17 protein-coding genes and 1 tRNA gene are annotated in these 16082 nt (G+C 70.5%); 7 read left to right on the forward strand and 11 right to left on the reverse strand.

Annotation, left to right across the window (positions count from 1 at the left end; translation table 11 throughout):
- The 6 genes from ACRDSK_RS22690 to aceE form a co-directional block, all read right to left on the reverse strand.
- Window positions 1-283: acyltransferase domain-containing protein (locus tag ACRDSK_RS22690; protein WP_431443265.1), on the reverse strand; the 283-nt coding region annotated here is incomplete at its 3' end.
- A 178-nt stretch (window positions 284-461) separates the two neighbouring features.
- Complete coding sequence (locus tag ACRDSK_RS22695) at window positions 462-1634, reverse strand: PucR family transcriptional regulator (protein WP_431443250.1); 1173 nt, start codon at window positions 1632-1634, stop codon at window positions 462-464.
- 16 nt (window positions 1635-1650) lie between these two features.
- Complete coding sequence (locus ACRDSK_RS22700) at window positions 1651-2598, reverse strand: NAD(P)-dependent alcohol dehydrogenase (protein WP_431443251.1); 948 nt, start codon at window positions 2596-2598, stop codon at window positions 1651-1653.
- Complete coding sequence (locus ACRDSK_RS22705; protein WP_431443252.1) at window positions 2595-2822, reverse strand: helix-turn-helix transcriptional regulator; 228 nt, start codon at window positions 2820-2822, stop codon at window positions 2595-2597. Before ACRDSK_RS22705 ends, ACRDSK_RS22700 begins: the two co-directional genes overlap by 4 nt.
- Window positions 2816-3244, reverse strand: a complete 429-nt coding sequence (locus tag ACRDSK_RS22710) for a hypothetical protein (protein WP_431443253.1) — start codon at window positions 3242-3244, stop codon at window positions 2816-2818. The genes ACRDSK_RS22705 and ACRDSK_RS22710 overlap by 7 nt, the downstream gene beginning before the upstream one ends.
- 403 nt (window positions 3245-3647) lie before the next feature.
- Window positions 3648-6446, reverse strand: a complete 2799-nt coding sequence (gene aceE / locus ACRDSK_RS22715; protein ID WP_431443254.1) for a pyruvate dehydrogenase (acetyl-transferring), homodimeric type — start codon at window positions 6444-6446, stop codon at window positions 3648-3650.
- Between the two features lie 187 nt (window positions 6447-6633).
- Here aceE and ACRDSK_RS22720 point away from each other — a divergent pair, with 187 nt between their 5' ends.
- The 3 genes from ACRDSK_RS22720 to ACRDSK_RS22730 all read left to right on the forward strand — a co-directional run bounded on the left by ACRDSK_RS22720 (window position 6634) and on the right by ACRDSK_RS22730 (window position 7677).
- The gene (locus ACRDSK_RS22720) at window positions 6634-7065 is read left to right on the forward strand and encodes a DUF3052 domain-containing protein (protein ID WP_431443255.1); all 432 of its coding nucleotides are present in this window, start codon (window positions 6634-6636) and stop codon (window positions 7063-7065) included.
- Window positions 7066-7132: 67 nt separating this feature from the next.
- Window positions 7133-7594, forward strand: coding sequence for a peroxiredoxin (locus tag ACRDSK_RS22725; protein ID WP_431443256.1), 462 nt, complete (start codon window positions 7133-7135; stop codon window positions 7592-7594).
- Between the two features lie 8 nt (window positions 7595-7602).
- A tRNA-Val gene (locus ACRDSK_RS22730) sits at window positions 7603-7677 on the forward strand.
- Here ACRDSK_RS22730 and ACRDSK_RS22735 read toward each other — a convergent pair.
- On the reverse strand, window positions 7656-9017 hold the full coding sequence (locus tag ACRDSK_RS22735) for a helix-turn-helix domain-containing protein (RefSeq protein ID WP_431443266.1): 1362 nt from the start codon (window positions 9015-9017) through the stop codon (window positions 7656-7658). The genes ACRDSK_RS22730 and ACRDSK_RS22735 overlap by 22 nt on opposite strands.
- 176 nt (window positions 9018-9193) lie before the next feature.
- Between ACRDSK_RS22735 and ACRDSK_RS22740 the strand changes: the two genes are divergently transcribed.
- The gene (locus ACRDSK_RS22740) at window positions 9194-9883 is read left to right on the forward strand and encodes a hypothetical protein (protein WP_431443257.1); all 690 of its coding nucleotides are present in this window, start codon (window positions 9194-9196) and stop codon (window positions 9881-9883) included.
- Between the two features lie 3 nt (window positions 9884-9886).
- Here ACRDSK_RS22740 and ACRDSK_RS22745 read toward each other — a convergent pair whose 3' ends face one another.
- Window positions 9887-10807 (reverse strand): Crp/Fnr family transcriptional regulator, encoded by a 921-nt coding sequence (locus ACRDSK_RS22745; RefSeq protein ID WP_431443258.1) that lies wholly within the window; start codon window positions 10805-10807, stop codon window positions 9887-9889.
- A gap of 81 nt (window positions 10808-10888) precedes the next feature.
- Here ACRDSK_RS22745 and ACRDSK_RS22750 point away from each other — a divergent pair, with 81 nt between their 5' ends.
- Complete coding sequence (locus ACRDSK_RS22750) at window positions 10889-11107, forward strand: hypothetical protein (protein WP_431443259.1); 219 nt, start codon at window positions 10889-10891, stop codon at window positions 11105-11107.
- Between the two features lie 7 nt (window positions 11108-11114).
- Here the strand turns inward: ACRDSK_RS22750 and ACRDSK_RS22755 are convergent, their stop codons facing one another.
- Complete coding sequence (locus ACRDSK_RS22755; RefSeq protein WP_431443260.1) at window positions 11115-12005, reverse strand: hypothetical protein; 891 nt, start codon at window positions 12003-12005, stop codon at window positions 11115-11117.
- Window positions 12006-12102: 97 nt separating this feature from the next.
- Here ACRDSK_RS22755 and ACRDSK_RS22760 point away from each other — a divergent pair, with 97 nt between their 5' ends.
- Window positions 12103-12312 (forward strand): KTSC domain-containing protein, encoded by a 210-nt coding sequence (locus ACRDSK_RS22760; protein ID WP_431443261.1) that lies wholly within the window; start codon window positions 12103-12105, stop codon window positions 12310-12312.
- A 13-nt stretch (window positions 12313-12325) separates the two neighbouring features.
- Here the strand turns inward: ACRDSK_RS22760 and ACRDSK_RS22765 are convergent, their stop codons facing one another.
- Both ACRDSK_RS22765 and lipA read right to left on the reverse strand, forming a co-directional pair.
- Window positions 12326-13054 carry a DedA family protein gene (locus ACRDSK_RS22765; protein WP_431443262.1) on the reverse strand — a complete coding sequence of 243 codons (729 nt, stop codon included), beginning with the start codon at window positions 13052-13054 and terminating at the stop codon, window positions 12326-12328.
- Window positions 13055-13168: 114 nt separating this feature from the next.
- Complete coding sequence (gene lipA / locus ACRDSK_RS22770; RefSeq protein ID WP_431443263.1) at window positions 13169-14173, reverse strand: lipoyl synthase; 1005 nt, start codon at window positions 14171-14173, stop codon at window positions 13169-13171.
- Between the two features lie 78 nt (window positions 14174-14251).
- Between lipA and ACRDSK_RS22775 the strand changes: the two genes are divergently transcribed.
- Window positions 14252-16082: M14 family zinc carboxypeptidase (locus ACRDSK_RS22775; protein ID WP_431443264.1), on the forward strand; the 1831-nt coding region annotated here is incomplete at its 3' end.

Raw genomic sequence — 16082 nt, forward strand, 5'->3', positions numbered from 1 at the left:
CGACCGCGTCGTCCGCGCCGAGCACGCCGGCCATCGCGGCCGCGGCGAGCTCGCCCACGGAGTGCCCGGCCACCAGCATGTCGGCCGGCAGCTCGTGCCGGCGCTCCAGCTCCTCGAACGCCAGCAGCGTGAGCGCGACGACCAGCGGCTGGGTGATCGCGGTGTCCTTGATCGCGTCCGCGTCCGCCGTGGTGCCGAGCTCGACGAGGTCGAGCCCGGTCAGCTCGGACCAGCCGGCCACCCGCTCGCGGGTGCCGTCCAGCTCGAGCCACGGGGCGAACATGCCGGGGGCCTGGGAGCCCTGTCCTGGGGCGAGTAGCGCGAACACCCGTCCACTACACACGTTCGACCGCACCTTCCGTGATGCTGACAGTCACCAAGTCGTGGCGGTGGATTTGTAGAGAACCTACAAAGGTTACGGCGAAATGAACGATCCAGGCGGCTTTGTGTTGTCCAAATGGCTACCACAAGCCACGAGCTCGCGACAACCTGCCCACGGCCAGCGCGATGCGCAGCACGTGTGCGTCGCGGGCGAGGACGGCGTTGTGGCCGGTGAGCTCGGCGGCCTTGCGCAGCCGGTAGCGGACGGTGTTCGGGTGGACGAACAGCAGCCGCGCGCACACCTCGAGGACGCCGCCGGCCTCGAGGTAGGTCTCCACGGTCTCCAGCAGCGCGCCGCCGGCGTCCTCGAGTGGCCGGGCGATCTGCTCGATGAGCTGGTACTCCGCCTCCGGGTCGCCGGCGAGCGCGCGCTCGGGCAGCAGGTCGGTGGAGCGGACCGGGCGCGGGGCGGCGGGCCACGCGACGACGGCGCGCAGGCCGGACAGCGCGTCGGCGGAGCTGCGGTGTGCGTCGGCGATGTTGGGCACGGTCGGCCCGGCCACGACCGGCCCGTCGCCGAAGGAGGTGGACATCCTGCGCAGCACCTGGTTCGCGGGCTCCTCGGTGTCGCCGGCGAGGACGACGACGAGGCGCGAGCCCTGCACGCCGAGCAGGACGGGCCGGTTGACCCGGGCGGCGCGGCTGCGGACCTCGTAGAGGACGGTCGGCGGGTCGTCGGAGGGGGAGTTGCCGACGAGGACGGTGGCCGGCGCCTCGGGGTCCCAGCCGAGCGCGGCGGCCCGGGACAGCAGCGACTCCTCCGCGTCGCCGCGGACGATCGCGTCGACGACGGAGGCCTCGAGCCGGGCGTCCCAGGCGCCGCGGGTCTCGGCGGCGGAGGCGTAGGACATGGCGGAGGTGAAGGCCACCTCGCGGCCGTAGCGCAGCACGGCCTCGGTGAGGACCTGCCGCTCGTCCTCGTCGGCCGCGAGGTCGGGCATCTCCCGCTCGATGACGTGCAGTGCGACACGGACCAGCTCGACGGTCTGCCGCAGGCTGATCCAGCGGGACAGCTCGCGCGGGGCCTGCCGGAAGGCGTCGGCGGTGAGCCGGATGGCCTCGCGCTGGTCGCGGAGGTACGCGGTGAATCCCGCGGCGCCGGTCTGCGCGATGAGCTGGACACTCGCCCGCTGGTCGGCCGGCATCCGGTTGAACCAGGCGAACTGCTCGTCCATCGAGGCGAGGGCGAGCGAGGCGAGCTTGCCGGAGGCGCGGTCCAGGGCCGCGAGGGTTGCCTCCGACACCTTGGCCATGGTCCGACTGTATGCCTTACGGGACGACCACGATCTTTCCGCGAGCCTTCCCGGCGTGCTGGTACCGGACGGCGTCCGCGGCCTGGGCGAGCGGGAAGGTCCGGTCGAGCACGGGCGTGACCGTGCCGGCCTCGATGAGCGAACGCAGGTGCTCGAGGTCGGCGGCGGGCTCGGTGGCGAACAGCCCGCGCAGGTTCTGCTTGCCGAAGGGGGAGAGCAGCAGCCCGCCGAGGCTTCGCTGCATGCCGCCGAGCCAGCGGCCGCCGCCCTCGCCGCCGACGAACACGAGCGTGCCGTCGCGCGTCAGGTGCTTGCGCAGCGTGCCGAGCTTGCGGAGGCCGGCGATGTCGAGGATGAGGTCGTAGGTGCCGGTGAGCTCTTCGGAGGTGTAGTCGACGACCTCGGCGCCGAGCCCGCGGACGAGGTCGGCCTTGGCGGTGCTGCACACGCCGGTGACCTGCGCGCCGGACGCCTTCGCGAGCTGGACGGCGTAGGTGCCGACCCCGCCGCCGGCACCGATGACGAGCACGCGCGCGGCGTTCTCTCCCTTGCGCAACGCCTGCAGCGCGGTGCAGGCGGAGACCGGCACGGCGGCGGCCTGCTCGAAGCTGAGGTTGGCCGGCTTGTGCGCGGCCTTGTCCTCCTTGACCCGGACGTACTCGGCGAAGGCGCCCCAGCCGGTGCCGAAGACCTCGTCGCCTTCCTTGAAGCGGGTCACGCCCTCGCCGACGGCGACGACCCGGCCGGCGAGCTCGAGCCCGCGAACGCGCATCTTCGGCCGCGACCAGCCCATCGCCGGCCGGCCGATCAGCGGCATCCCCGCCATGAGGTGCCACACCCCGGCGTCCACGCCGGCGGCGCGTACCTCAACGAGGAGCTCACCCCGGCCGGCCACGGGTCTGTCGATGTCTTCGAAACGCAGGACGTCGGCCTCGCCGTACGTGTCCTGGACGATTGCCTTCATGTCGTGTCTCCTTCCGGGTACTGGAACACCTCGTCGAGGGGAACCTTGAACACCCGAGCGATCTGGAAGGCCATCTCGAGGGACGGCGAGTAGCGCCCCTGCTCGATGGCGATGATGGTTTGCCGGGTCACCCCGACGCGGTCCGCGAGGTCGGCCTGGGTCATCTCGCCGTGTGCGAACCGCAGCGCGCGGATCGAGTTGGTGACTCTGGTCGGCTTCACCACTGCTGGAACCCCCGCCGGTAGGCGAAGACCTTGGCGGTGGAGCCGAGGACCGAGGAGAGGGCGAAGCAGAGGTAGACGGCGTTGGCGATCCAGAAGTGGTCGAGCTCCAGCACCGCCATGACCATCGCCGCCAGCCCCCCGATGACGACGAACGACTGCCCGATGTACTCGCCGAACCGCCCGATCTCCCGGTCGCGCTCGTCCCGCTTGCCGGCCTCGTCGCGGGCGACGATCCCGAGCCCGATGTTGGCGATGATGTTGACGACGATCGCGCCGCCGATGGTCCACAGCAGGGCACCCACGTAGGCGACGTCGTCCACGGGTCTGTCCCCGAGCCGCCCCACCACGATGACGAGGTAGATCACGTACCCGACGACGGACGTGACCAACATGATCCAGGCCCGCTTCTCCTCGAACGCCACACCAGACTCCCGATGTAAAACAACTTTGACACGCTCAAATGTAAAGCAGTCCCGACAGGATGTCAAAGATGTTTAACTCGGACTGGCGCAGAGGTCGGCTCGGGGCGGGGGCTGGCGCCCTGCCCGCAACCACCCGCCGCCGCCCCCGACTCCCTCACTCGTATCGAGGGGTGCTTCGAGAAACGAGTCGCACAACAAGGGCGCGCAGTCCCACAAGGGTGCGTGGCGCCAACGCTGGTCAACACCCAGCGCAGCGCGGAGGATCCGGAGGGGCGCGGAGCCGCCCGGCGTGGCGGTGCGCACGTCGCCGGGCGGCCCCTCTCCCCGGTCCCCACCGGTAACTCCACTATGGACGGACCGGGGGGAGGTCGCCAGCGGTGTCCCCCTATCGTGCTAACGCAGGTCAGGCGACTCCGGGGTCGGAGGTCTGCGGGCCGGCCGCCGAGACGTCGTCGATGCGGTACTTGCGGGAGGCCTCGACGACGGTCGACTTCTCCACCTCGCCTCGGCGCGACAGCGCGGACAGCACGCCGACGGTGATCGACTCGGCGTCGACCAGGAAGTGGCGTCGTGCGGCGGGCCTGGTGTCGGAGAAGCCGAACCCGTCGGTGCCGAGCGTGAGCATGTCCGTCGGCACCCAGGGGCGGATCATGTCGGGCACCGCGCGCATCCAGTCGGTCGCCGCGATCACCGGGCCGGAACCGCCGGAGAGCACCTGCGTCACGTACGGCCGGCGCGCCTCCGCCTCGGGGTGCAGGAAGTTGTGCCGGTCGGTCTCGACGGCGTCCCGGCGCAGCTCCGACCACGACGTCGCCGACCACACCTCGGCCCGCACGTTCCACTCGTCGCGCAGCCGCTCGGCGGCGCGCAACGCCCACGGCATCGCGACCCCGGACACGAGAATCCGCGCCCGCGGGCCCGTCCCCTCCGGCGCGGCCTGGTAGCGGTACAGCCCCCGCAGCAGCCCCTCGGCGTCGAGGTCGTCGGGCTCGGGCGCCTGCACGTACGGCTCGTTGTAGATGGTCAGGTAGTAGAAGATGTCCTCGGCCTGCTCGCCGTACATGCGCCGCAGGCCGTCGCGGACGATGTGCGCGATCTCGAAGGACCAGGCCGGGTCGTAGGCGATCACGGCCGGGTTGGTGGCGGCGAGCAGCAGCGAGTGCCCGTCGTTGTGCTGCAGGCCCTCGCCGGTCAGCGTGGTCCGCCCCGCGGTGGCGCCGACGATGAACCCGCGGGCCATCTGGTCGGCGGCCGCCCACAGCCCGTCGCCGGTGCGCTGGAAGCCGAACATCGAGTAGAAGATGTAGATCGGGATCATCGGCTCGCCGTGCGTGGCGTACGAGGTGCCGGCGGCGGCGAACGACGCGGTCGAGCCGGCCTCGTTGATGCCCTCGTGCAGGATCTGTCCCTGCTCGCTCTCCTTGTAGGACAACATGAGCGACGCGTCGACCGACGTGTACAGCTGGCCGTGCGGGTTGTAGATCTTCTGCGTCGGGAACATCGAGTCCATGCCGAACGTGCGGGCCTCGTCCGGGATGATCGGCACCAGCCGCGGCCCGACCTCCGGGTCCTTCGCGAGGTCGCGGACGAGCCGGACGAACGCCATCGTGGTGGCGACCTCCTGCTTGCCCGACCCCTTGCGGACCACGTCGTAGACCTTGTCGCCGGGCAGCACCAGGGCCTTGGTCTTCGCGCGCCGCTCGGGCAGGAAGCCGCCGAGCTGACGCCGCCGCTCGTGCAGGTACTGGATCTCCGGCGCGTCGTTGCCGGGGTGGTAGTACGGCGGCAGGTACGGGTCCTTCTCCAGCTCCGCGTCCGAGATCGGGACGCGCGTCGAGTCCCGGAAGAGCTTGAGGTCGTCCAGGGTCATCTTCTTCATCTGGTGGGTCGCGTTGCGGCCCGCGAAGTGCGGGCCGAGCCCGTAACCCTTGATCGTCTTGGCGAGGATGACCGTCGGCTGGCCGTGGTGCTCGCTGGCCGCCTGGTAGGCCGCGTAGACCTTGCGGTAGTCGTGCCCGCCGCGCTTGAGGTTCCAGATCTCCTGGTCGGACATCGGCGTGACGAGCTCCTTGGTGCGCGGGTCGCGCCCGAAGAAGTGCTCGCGGACGAAGGCGCCGTCGTTGGCCTTGTAGGTCTGGTAGTCGCCATCGGGCGTGGTGTTCATCAGGTTGATCAGCGCGCCGTCGCGGTCGGCGTGCAGCAGCGAGTCCCACTCGCGGCCCCAAATGACCTTGATGACGTTCCATCCGGCGCCGCGGAAGAAGGACTCCAGCTCCTGGATGATCTTGCCATTGCCGCGGACCGGCCCGTCCAGCCGCTGCAGGTTGCAGTTGATCACGAAGGTGAGGTTGTCCAGGCCCTCGTTGGCGGCGACGTGGATCAGCCCGCGGGACTCCGGCTCGTCCATCTCGCCGTCGCCGAGGAACGCCCAGACGTGCTGGTCGGCGGTCTGCTTGATGCCGCGGTCGTGCAGGTACCGGTTGAACCGGGCCTGGTAGATCGCGTTCATCGGGCCGAGGCCCATCGAGACGGTCGGGTACTCCCAGAAGTCCGGCATGAGCCGCGGGTGCGGGTAGGACGGCAGGCCGGCGCCCGGGCCGCCGTGCGAGAGCTCCTGGCGGAAGCCGTCGAGCTGGTCGGCGGACAGGCGGCCCTCGAGGAAGGCGCGGGCGTACATGCCGGGGGAGGCGTGGCCCTGGAAGAAAACCTGGTCGCCGCCGCCGGGGTGGTCCTTGCCGCGGAAGAACCAGTTGAAGCCGACCTCGTAGAGCGTCGCGGAGGAGGCGTAGGTGGAGATGTGCCCGCCGACGCCGACGCCCGGGCGCTGCGCGCGGTGCACGGTCATCGCGGCGTTCCAGCGGATCCAGGCCCGGTAGCGGCGCTCGACCTCCTCGTCGCCGGGGAACCAGGGCTCCTGGTCGGTGGGGATCGAGTTGACGTAGTCGGTGCTGGTGAGCGAGGGCACACCGACGCGGCTCTCCCGGGCGCGCTCGAGCAGGCGCAGCATGAGGTAGCGGGCACGTGCCTGGCCGCCCGAGGCGAGCATCGCGTCGAACGACTCCAGCCACTCGCCGGTCTCGTCGGGGTCGATGTCCGGCAGGTGAGCTGCGAGGCCGTCGCGGATCACGCGCACCCGCTCGGGCCGGTTGCCACTGTTTCCGCTGTTCTGCGTAGCCAAGGGATCTCCAGTGCCTGCGCTCATGACGCTAACTCTGCCATCACCGCCACCATCGTCGTCCGGACGGCTGCTCGCGTCATCGTTACTGGTGAGTACTGCTAAACCCGGCGTGGGTGGTTGCGCAGGTGGGCACGCTCAGTGTTCGCTATCCCAATACCAATACGCGGTGGTGGGATGGCCACCGCGTTGGCGTTGAGGAGGAGTGGAAGCCGTGGTCGCCGCGGGAGACGCCGGCAAGGCCGGCGTCGCCGATAGGCTCGGGATCGAGCCTGGCATGGTCGTCCAGGAGATCGGCTGGGACGAGGACGTTGACGACGGCGCGCGCGCCGAGATCGAGGAGCGAATCGGCAGCGATCTTCTCGACGAGGACGCCGACGACGTCGTCGACGTGGTGTTGCTGTGGTGGCGCGAGGACGACGGTGATCTTGTCGACGCCCTCATGGACGCCATGGGGCCGCTCGCCGACAACGGCGTGATCTGGGTGTTGACACCCAAGACCGGCCGGGACGGACACGTCGAGCCGAGCGAGATCGCCGAGGCGGTGCCAACCGCCGGGCTGTCGCAGACGTCGAACGTGAGCATCGGACCAGATTGGTCGGCCACCCGGCTGGTGTCGCCGAAGTCCGCCAAGTCCAAGCGCTGAGTCTCGTCGCCGGGGTGCCCTAGGCTGTCGCCCGCACCCCGGAGTCGGACAGCAGGAGGATGCCCAGATGGCGGTCGAGGTCGGTTCGCAGGCGCCGGACTTCACGCTCAAGGACTACGACAACCAGCAGGTGACGCTGTCGTCCTTTCGCGGGGCGTCGAACGTGCTGCTGGTCTTCTACCCGTTCGCGTTCAGCGGCATCTGCCGCGGCGAGCTGTGCCAGCTCCGAGACGAGCTGGCCGACTACGTCGCCGGCGACGTCCAGGTGCTGGGCGTCTCGGTCGACACGCCGTTCAGCCTGAAGGCGTGGGCGCGGGAGGAGGGCTACCAGTTCCCGCTGCTGTCGGACTTCTGGCCGCACGGGGCGGTCGCGTCGACGTACGGTGTCTTCAACGAGGCGGTCGGCATGGCGGTCAGGGGCACGTTCCTGATCGACAAGACGGGCGAGGTCCGCTTCGCGGAGGTCAACGGCCCGGGCGAGGCGCGGGACCAGGACGCATGGAAGAAGGCGGTGGCCGCCCTGCCGTGACCCAGCTGGGGCGCATAGCTCAGCGGAAGAGCACTCGGCTTACACCCGAGCGGTCGTAGGTTCAAGTCCTACTGCGCCCACCAAGATCGTTGACCACGCCTGGCAGACCGTTCTCGCCAACTTCGCCCCGGCGCAGTCCCTCGTACGCCTCGCGGAGGTCTCCTGCCTGGGGCAGCTGACGTGCTTCTACCGCGTCGACCACCTCGGCTGCCCGCCAATGGTTGGAGGGCACCACACGTCCGGACAGAATGGCTTGTTGGGCGGCGTCGCACGCTTCGTCCAGCCGGTCGGTGACGAGCAGTGCCAGCGCCAGGTCAAGATTGGCCGCCGCTAGCCGCCTGGGCCACTTGCCGTTGCCGTTCGTCGGCTTGAGCCGGCCGATCACTTCGCGGGCATAGACCTCAGCTGCCGGGTCACCCGCCCACGCCAGCGTCGTTGCCACGTACACCACGGACTTGTCCGGGTCATAGCGGTAGTGGTGCTCGGGCCGGTCGGGACGCGCGAGGGGCGAGACCAACTGGTTCACCCGCTCGATCGCGGCATATGTCTCCCGCGGCTGGCGCAGCCGCGCCCACGCCCGGCCTTCTTGCGCGGTTGCCTGGATCGCGACCGAGCTGCCAGTGGGGGCCAACGCCTGCGCCGCGCGGGACAGCTCCAACGCACGCCGGTAGTCGCCCTCGGTCAGTACCCGCCAGGCTTCCGTCTCGAAGGACCAGGCCCGGATCTCGTCGTGCCCGGCGTGCTGGGCCAGGCTCGCCGCCGTCCGGAGCCGGGCCGTCGCGGCCGTCGGCTGGTTCAGATCGATGTGCACCGTGGCCGCGAGCAGCGACAACCAGCCGCCCACCACCACCAGCCGCCGCCGTTCCGCCAGCGTCATCCGGCCGTCCAGCAGCGTGCCGACGTAGGACAGGTGTTGGCGCAAGCGCTCCAACAGTTCGTCTGGTGGCGTCACCGGGTAGGCCATCGCCAGGTCGTCGAACGCCAGCTCCAGCCGCGTAAGCGTCTCCTCACCCACGTCCGTCGCGGCCACCCGCCGGGCCAGCTCGATCGCGGCCAGCTCATCGTCAGCGCTGGTCGGTGGAGCACTCCACGCCAGGGGCACGCCGCGCAAGCTGTCCGCCTTGGCGCGGACGGCGGCCAGCTGGCGGGACCGTGTCGCGGTCTCCTGTTCCTGCCGCGTGGCTTCGAGCTGGTGGTAGGCGGCCAACAACTGGCCACCGGCGATCGTCACCTGGTCGGCGGTCTGCCAGAACGTCTCGTCGGCGCGCGTGCGGCCTCGCTCGATGTGGGACACGGTGGTTCGGTCGAGATACGCGGCCGCGGCGAGTTGACCTTGCGTGACCCTGGCGGCCTTTCGGAACGTGGCAAGGCGTTCGCCCAGATCACGCCGCAGGGCGGTGATGTCCGCCGGTTCGCTCGTCATCTCATCCACGCCGTCGGTGTCGCGGTCTTGTCCTCATCATCCAGCGTAACCCCAGGTGACAAACGGTGTGGAAGGCGCGCACACCTGGTTCCGCACGTCCGTCCGGGCGCGGTTTCGTGATCTTGCCAGGCGCCCGAGGGGTGCGAATCGACAACACGACAAGGACGAACGTCCACATGGCCGCTATCGCGAACGTCAACAACCAGGTCGGCCGGATGCCTAGGCCCGCGGTCCCCCACGAGCACATCAACTACGCCGCGCTCACCCCCTACTCGCCATACATCAGCGCGTGGAGCGAGGAGAGCGACGCACCGACCCCGGTCATCGAGCGGCCCGGCCGCGGCATCGGCTACCTCGACGAGACCGTCCATGATCGCGACCGCAACGGCGTGCTCTGGCTCCGGGCGTTCTCGCGGCCGGGAGAAGGCCAACCTTTGTTCGCCAAGGTCCACCCGTTGCGTCAACGCCGGGCCATGCGCCGGTTGCTCTGCAACGTCTGCGCGGGACCTGCCCACCGCACGGCGGATGGCGTGCTCTGGCTGCTCAAGGACCACCGGGACGACTGGCCTGGCTGGCCGGAGCAGATGGCCGTCACCGAGCCACCCGTCTGCCTACCGTGTGTCCGGCTCGCCACGCGGCTGTGTCCGGCCCTGCGCCGCGCAGGGGCGGCCGCCGTGCGTGTCCGCAACGCCCCCGTCTCCGGTGTCCACGGCACGCAGTTTCGTTGTGACGGCGGGCTTCCGGCCGCCATGGACGAGATCACTGTGGCCTACGGCGACCCGCGTCTGCGTTGGATGCGCGCGGCCAAACTCGTTCGCGAGCTGTGGGACTGCACCATCGTGCCGCTGGAGCAGTTGACAAGGTAGCGGTCAACTTTGTGGGTGGATAAGGATTTCGTCGCGGTGGATCGTCACGGCGCCGGTCGTGCGTAGGTCGCGGAGGGCGCGGGCCACGCTCGCGTTCGAGATGCCCAGCGTGCTGGCCAGCTCATGCTGGGTGAGGAACTTGGCGAGCCGCAGCGAGCCGTTCGGTAGGCGGGAGCCGTGGCGCTCGCCGAGCATGCGGAGGTAGGACAGGACGCGCCCGCTCGCTCCGGTGGCCAGGTCGAGTTGCTGGTGGGTCGCGGCGGCCAGCCGACCGCTGATGATCCTGAGCAGCTCCAGCATCATCTCCGGGTGGCGGTGGAGCAGCTCGGTGAAGTCGTCGGTGGCGATTCGGGACACCGACACCGGTGTCATGGCCAGCACCGAGGCCGTGCGGGGGCTGCCGTTGAGAGCGGCCATCTCGCCGATCAGGTCTCCCGCGCCGCGCAGGCCGAGTACCGCCGCGAGGCCGGATCGCGTCGACGCGACGACCTTGACCACGCCGTGTTCCAGGAGCATGACCCCGTCGGCGGGCTCTCCGGCCTTCATGAGAACCGTTCCGGCGTCGAAGGGTTCGCGTACGCCGGCCGCGCGCAGGATGTCGATGCTCTCCGGGCTGAGACCCGACTCGTGCCGCTCCGGCACCGGCGTGGTGCTGGCGCGTCGTTCGACCTCGCTGCGTTTCGTTAGCCAGGCGGTCTCGTCGCCGCCCCACTGCCGGGCGATCGCGGCCACCACCTCGCGGCGTGGCAGGCGGTGTCCGGACAGTGCCGCGTAGAGCGTCGACCGCGGGATGTCCTCACGGGCGCTGACCTCGTCTACCGTAGGAGCAGACGTCCCCATCCGATCCCGCAGCGAACGCAGCGCCCAGGCGAACTGCGCGACAGGGCTCGCCTCCGGGTCTAGCGGTTCGGACAGCCGCGGCATTCTTCCTCACGTCTTTCGGCTCATCTGTGCCAGATGCTACTCTAGTCTCGGTTAGTCTAAGCATTTCTGAGGGTGATGGTCGTGAGAAGTTCGACCGAACGGATCCTGCTCGTCCTCGTCGCGGTGCTGCTCGCGATCATCGCGGCCCTGCTGACGGGAATCCTCGTCTCCGCGCGCGACTCGGAGCCTGTCTCGGCGGTGCTGGCAGGTGGTGGCGCCTTCGTCGCCGTGCTGCCGCTCGTGATCGGCATCGAGTTCGCGCTGGGGCTGCTCGCGCTGCCCCGCGCGAGCCGTGACTAGCGGACCGTCAGCCGAACTCGGCCTCGCCGCTGGTCAGTGGGGCGCCGTCGACCATGGCGGTGACACCGACCAGGTACGGGCCGGGGATCTTCGGCAGCGGGATCCACAGCCGGGCCACCGTGGAGTCGTTGTCGGTGCTCGCTCGCAGCTCGTAGGCCAGGCGTTCGTTGAGCCACTCCTCGTGGAGGCGGTCGCCGCCGTCCTTGTGCCACATCGCCCATGTCAGCAGCACCGGCCGGTCCCGCAGGCCGATCAGGTCGGCCTTCACGATGACGATCGCGCCGAGGGGCTCCTGGTCGGCCGTCTTCTGCGTGTCGCGGAGGACCTCGACCACGTGCTGGGCGGCGACCTCCGGATCGACCGGGTTGCCGTTCTCGTCCGTGGAGAACCCGTCCGCGATTCCGTTGATCGGTTCGCCACATTCGTCCGGCGGCAGTTCCAGCTGCTGGCACGCGTCCACGATGATCTCGGGTGGCACCGCCCGTCGCCCCTCGGCCATTTCGCCGGTCGGCTCCGGCGTGACCGATTCGGCGGACGGCGGCACGTCCGTCGGCAGCTCGTCGGTCGGCATGTCCGTCGGGTCCTCGGTGGGCACGTCGGTGGGTTCCGCGGGCGGTTCCTCCGGCGGGTCGATCACCGGGTCGTCGGTGGGCTGCAGGCGGAACCCCTGCGGCTTCGCGGATGCCATTCGGGCGTACTGGCTCAGCGGCACCCGCGGCCGGACGTCGATGGACAGCTCCGCGCGGTCCACCGCGTCCGGCGGGTCCGCCTCGGGCCACAGCGCGGTGACGGCGGTGATCGCGCCGGCGACCGCGCCGAGTGTCACGACGAACGCGACCCCGCGCTTGACCCACTTCTGGGCCGCCGCCGAGACGAGTCGCGTGTTGAGTTTCGACATGACGCGCTCCCACGGATCGGGGTTCTGGTAGATCGCCCATCCGCGACGCAGCGTTAGTGCCCTCCCCCGTGCCGGTGATGACGGGAAGAATGGCGGCATGCACCGGCAGCCCATCGAGTCCAGCGTCCTCGCGGAGGTCGGCTACGACCAGAAGCGCCGGCTGCTCGAGGTGAAGCTCGTGAGCGGCGCGGTCTACCAGTACCTCGACGTGCCGGCGCGCGAGTTCATGGCGCTGCTCGCCGCGGACAGCTCGGGTCGCTACTACAACACGAACATCAAGCCGAGCTACGAGTACCGGCAGGTGTGAACAGCGGCCTTGCTCAGGCCGGCGTCGTCGAGTCGGCGTCGCCGGGGCCCGTCGATGCGGCCGTGGCGGGAGCGGCAGCAGTGGCGACGGCGTCCGGAGCCACGCCCGCGGTCGGGGCGAGGGCCGTCCGCCGGGCCTTGCGGCGCTTGCGGACGAGGATCACGACGACCACGGCCAGTGCCAGGCCGCCGACCACGAACGAGCCGCCCGTCGTGATCACGCTCTCGATGCGCTTCGCCGCCTCGCCCAGGGCCGCGCCCAGCGCGATGTGCATCGCCGACCAGCAGGCCGCGCCCGCGACCACCGCCGGCAGGAACTTGCGGTACGGCAGGCCCGACGTGCCCGCGGCGGCCGGCGTCAGCGTCCGCACCACCGGCAGGAACCGCGCGAAGAACACCGCCCACGCCCCGCGTTTACGCAGGATCCCGGTGGCCTTGTCCCACCCCTCGGTGCCGTACTTCTGGATCAGCTTGGTCTCCCGCAGCCGCGGGCCGAACCGGCGGCCGATGGCGAACCCGATCGAGTCGCCCAGACCGGCGGCGACCGTCACGACCGCCCACAGCACGAGGAACCGCTGGGCCGAGTCGACGGTGGTGGCCGCGATCAGCAGCCCACCTTCGCCGGGCGCGATGAACCCGAGCCCGATCGTGCACTCCGCGAACACCAGACCGCCCGTGGCCCCCACCAGCGCGGGCTGCGGCAACGCCTGCAACCACTCCAGGACATCGGTCAGCAGCGCCACAGCCGGCTCCCCTCATCGACGGCCGCCCCCTGCGGCCGCGCCCGCGACAGTCAAGCAGTTGGACCACACTCCGCACATCGGGGTTCCACCCCTAGACGGAATACGGGTTGACGGTCAGCGACGGTTCAGCAGCGCGCCGATCTCCTGGGTCGCCGGCCCCGCCTCGGCGAGGTGCCGCAGCGACTCGGGCACCTGCTCGCCGCGGTGCGTGATCGCCTGCGTGTACAGCCGCCCGGCCCGGTACGACGAGCGCACCAGCGGACCCGCCATGATCCCGGCGAACCCGATCTCCTCCGCGGCCTCCTTGTGGACCAGGAACTCCTCCGGCTTCACCCACCGGTCGACCGGGTGGTGGCGCAGCGACGGGCGCAGGTACTGGGTGATCGTGATGATGTCGCAGCCCGCCTCGTGCAGGTCGCGCAGCGCGGTCGTCACCTCGTCCGGGGTCTCGCCCATGCCGAGAATCAGGTTGGACTTCGTGACCAGGCCGAACTCGCGCGCCCGGGTGAGCACCTCCAGCGACCGCTCGTAGCGGAACGCCGGCCGGATCGACTTGAAGATCCGCGGCACCGTCTCCAGGTTGTGCGCCAGCACCTGCGGTCGCGAGCCGAACACCTCGGCCAGCTGTTCGGGGTCGGCGTTGAAGTCGGGGATCAGCAGCTCGACGCCGGTGCCCGGGTTCATCGTGTGGATCTGGCGGACGGTCTCGGCGTACAGCCACGCGCCGCCGTCGTCGAGGTCGTCGCGGGCCACGCCGGTGACCGTCGCGTACCGCAGGCCCATGGCCTGCACCGACTCCGCGACCTTGCGCGGCTCGGACCGGTCCAGCGCCGCCGGCCTGCCCGTGTCGATCTGGCAGAAGTCACACCGCCGGGTGCACTGCTCGCCGCCGATGAGGAACGTGGCCTCGCGGTCCTCCCAGCACTCGTAGATGTTGGGACAGCCGGCCTCTTCGCAGACCGTGTGCAGTCCCTCCCGCCGCACGAGGCCCTTCAGCTCGGTGTACTCGGGGCCCATCTTGGCGCGGGTCTTGATCCACGACGGCTTCTTCTCGATCGGGGTCTCGCTGTTGCGGACCTCGAGTCGGAGCAGCTTCCGTCCTTCCGGAGCGATGGTCACCTCGCCAGGCTACGCGGTCCTTGACGGCGGTCCGGCGGGCCGGATAAGCACATCCTGCCTGCTACGAGTGGAGGACCCGTGGTCATCCGACGAACACTCACCCTGCTCACCGCCGCCGCGGTCGGCGTGACATCGATCACAGGTCTGGCGGCGGCCGACCCCGAGGTCCGGGTCCCCGAGCGGACCGAGGCGCCCGCCAACGGCGCCGACCGCAACGAGGTGGCCGCCACCGACCGGCTCGCCGGCCAGAAGCGGGCCGCCGGCGAGAACCGGGTCGGCTCGCGGCAGGGCTACCCGAGGCAGACCCAGCTGCGGGTGTATCCGGATGACACGGCCGACAAGGCAATCAAGCTCGGGCTCACCCCGTATCACGCGATCGCGCCCCGGCTGAACGGCCTGCAGGCGCGCAGCGACCGCGTTTCCGTGGAGGTCGCCGGGCAGTCCGGGCTCGGCCGCGACCTCTACCTCGTCACGCTGACCGCGCCCGAGCGGCCCGCGCAGACCCGCCAGCAGGACGCCTGGCGCGCGAAGATCGAGAACGAACCGGCGCGCGCCGCGAAGGACGAGCGGCTCGAGCGGGACTACAAGGTCCCGGTGTGGATCAACAACAACATCCACGGCAACGAGTGGGAGGGCACCGACGCGGCGCTGCGCCAGATCGAGTACCTCGCCACCACGCGTGACCAGGCCGCACGCCGGCTGTTGGCGCACAGCCGGATCTACTTCAACGTCACCGCGAACCCCGACGGCCGGGTGGCCGGCACCCGTGCCAACGCCACCGGGTTCGATCTCAACCGCGACTTCGTCACCTCCTCGCAGCAGGAGAACCGCGCGATGCGCGACATGATCATCGACACCCAGCCGGTGCTCACGCTCGACGAGCACGGCTACGTGGCCGGCACGCTGATCGAGCCGACCGGTCCGCCGCACGGCCAGAACTACGACTTCGACCTCTACATCGAGCACGGCCTGGCCAACGGGCTCGCGATGGAGCGGTCGGTCAAGGCCCTCGGGCACCCCGAGGCGCAGGACGTCGTCGTGCCGTTCCGCGACCTGCCGCCGGGCGAGTGGGACGGCTGGCCGCCGATCTTCACCGCGCAGTACGCGATGTACCACGGCGCGGTGTCCTACACGGTCGAGATTCCCCTGCGGGTCAACAACGACGCCTACGACGAGCTGCCCGTCGAGGAGCTGCGCAGGCGCGCGGAGATCAACACCGACGTGTCGGAGACGACCGTGCGGACCACGCTGGAGTACACGGCGCGGCACCGGGTCGCGTTGGTCGACAACCAGATCGAGATCTTCCGGCGCGGCGCCGCGGGCGAGCGGCAGCGGTTCGTCCCGGACGGGTTCGTGCCGGGCTTCGGGCCGGAGGACCGGTACACCACCGAGTTCCCGCGGGCGTACGTGATCCCGGCCGGCGGGACGCAGCGCTCCGCGGTCGCCGCCGCGCGGCTGGTGGACCACCTGGTGACCCACGACGTGCGGGTGCGGCAGGCGACCCGCGGCTTCGCGCTGGGCGGGCGCTCGTACCCCGCCGGCTCGTACCTCGTGGACATGCACCAGCCCAAGCGTGGGCTCGCGAACGCGATGCTGGAGGCCGGCAAGGACCTGTCGGCCGACGCGCCGCAGATGTACGACATCGCCGGCTGGAGCCATCGGCTGCTGTGGGGCGCGTCGGTCGACATCGTGCGCCGCGGCGACGTGCGGGTGCCGAGCCGGCCGGTGGTGGTCGCGTCGCCGACCGGTGGTGTGGACGCCGCGCCGGGCCAGGACCTCGCGCTGCGGATCCGCGACGGCAAGGACGCGAGCGCGGTCAACGACCTGCTGGGCCGCGGGATCGAGCTGCGCCGCCGGGCGGACGGCTCGGTGCTCGTGCCGGCGTCGGCGCAGGTCGCAGCGCGCGAGG

It is taken from the genome of Actinophytocola sp. (assembly GCF_050699915.1).
Taxonomy (GTDB): Bacteria; Actinomycetota; Actinomycetes; order Mycobacteriales; family Pseudonocardiaceae; genus Actinophytocola.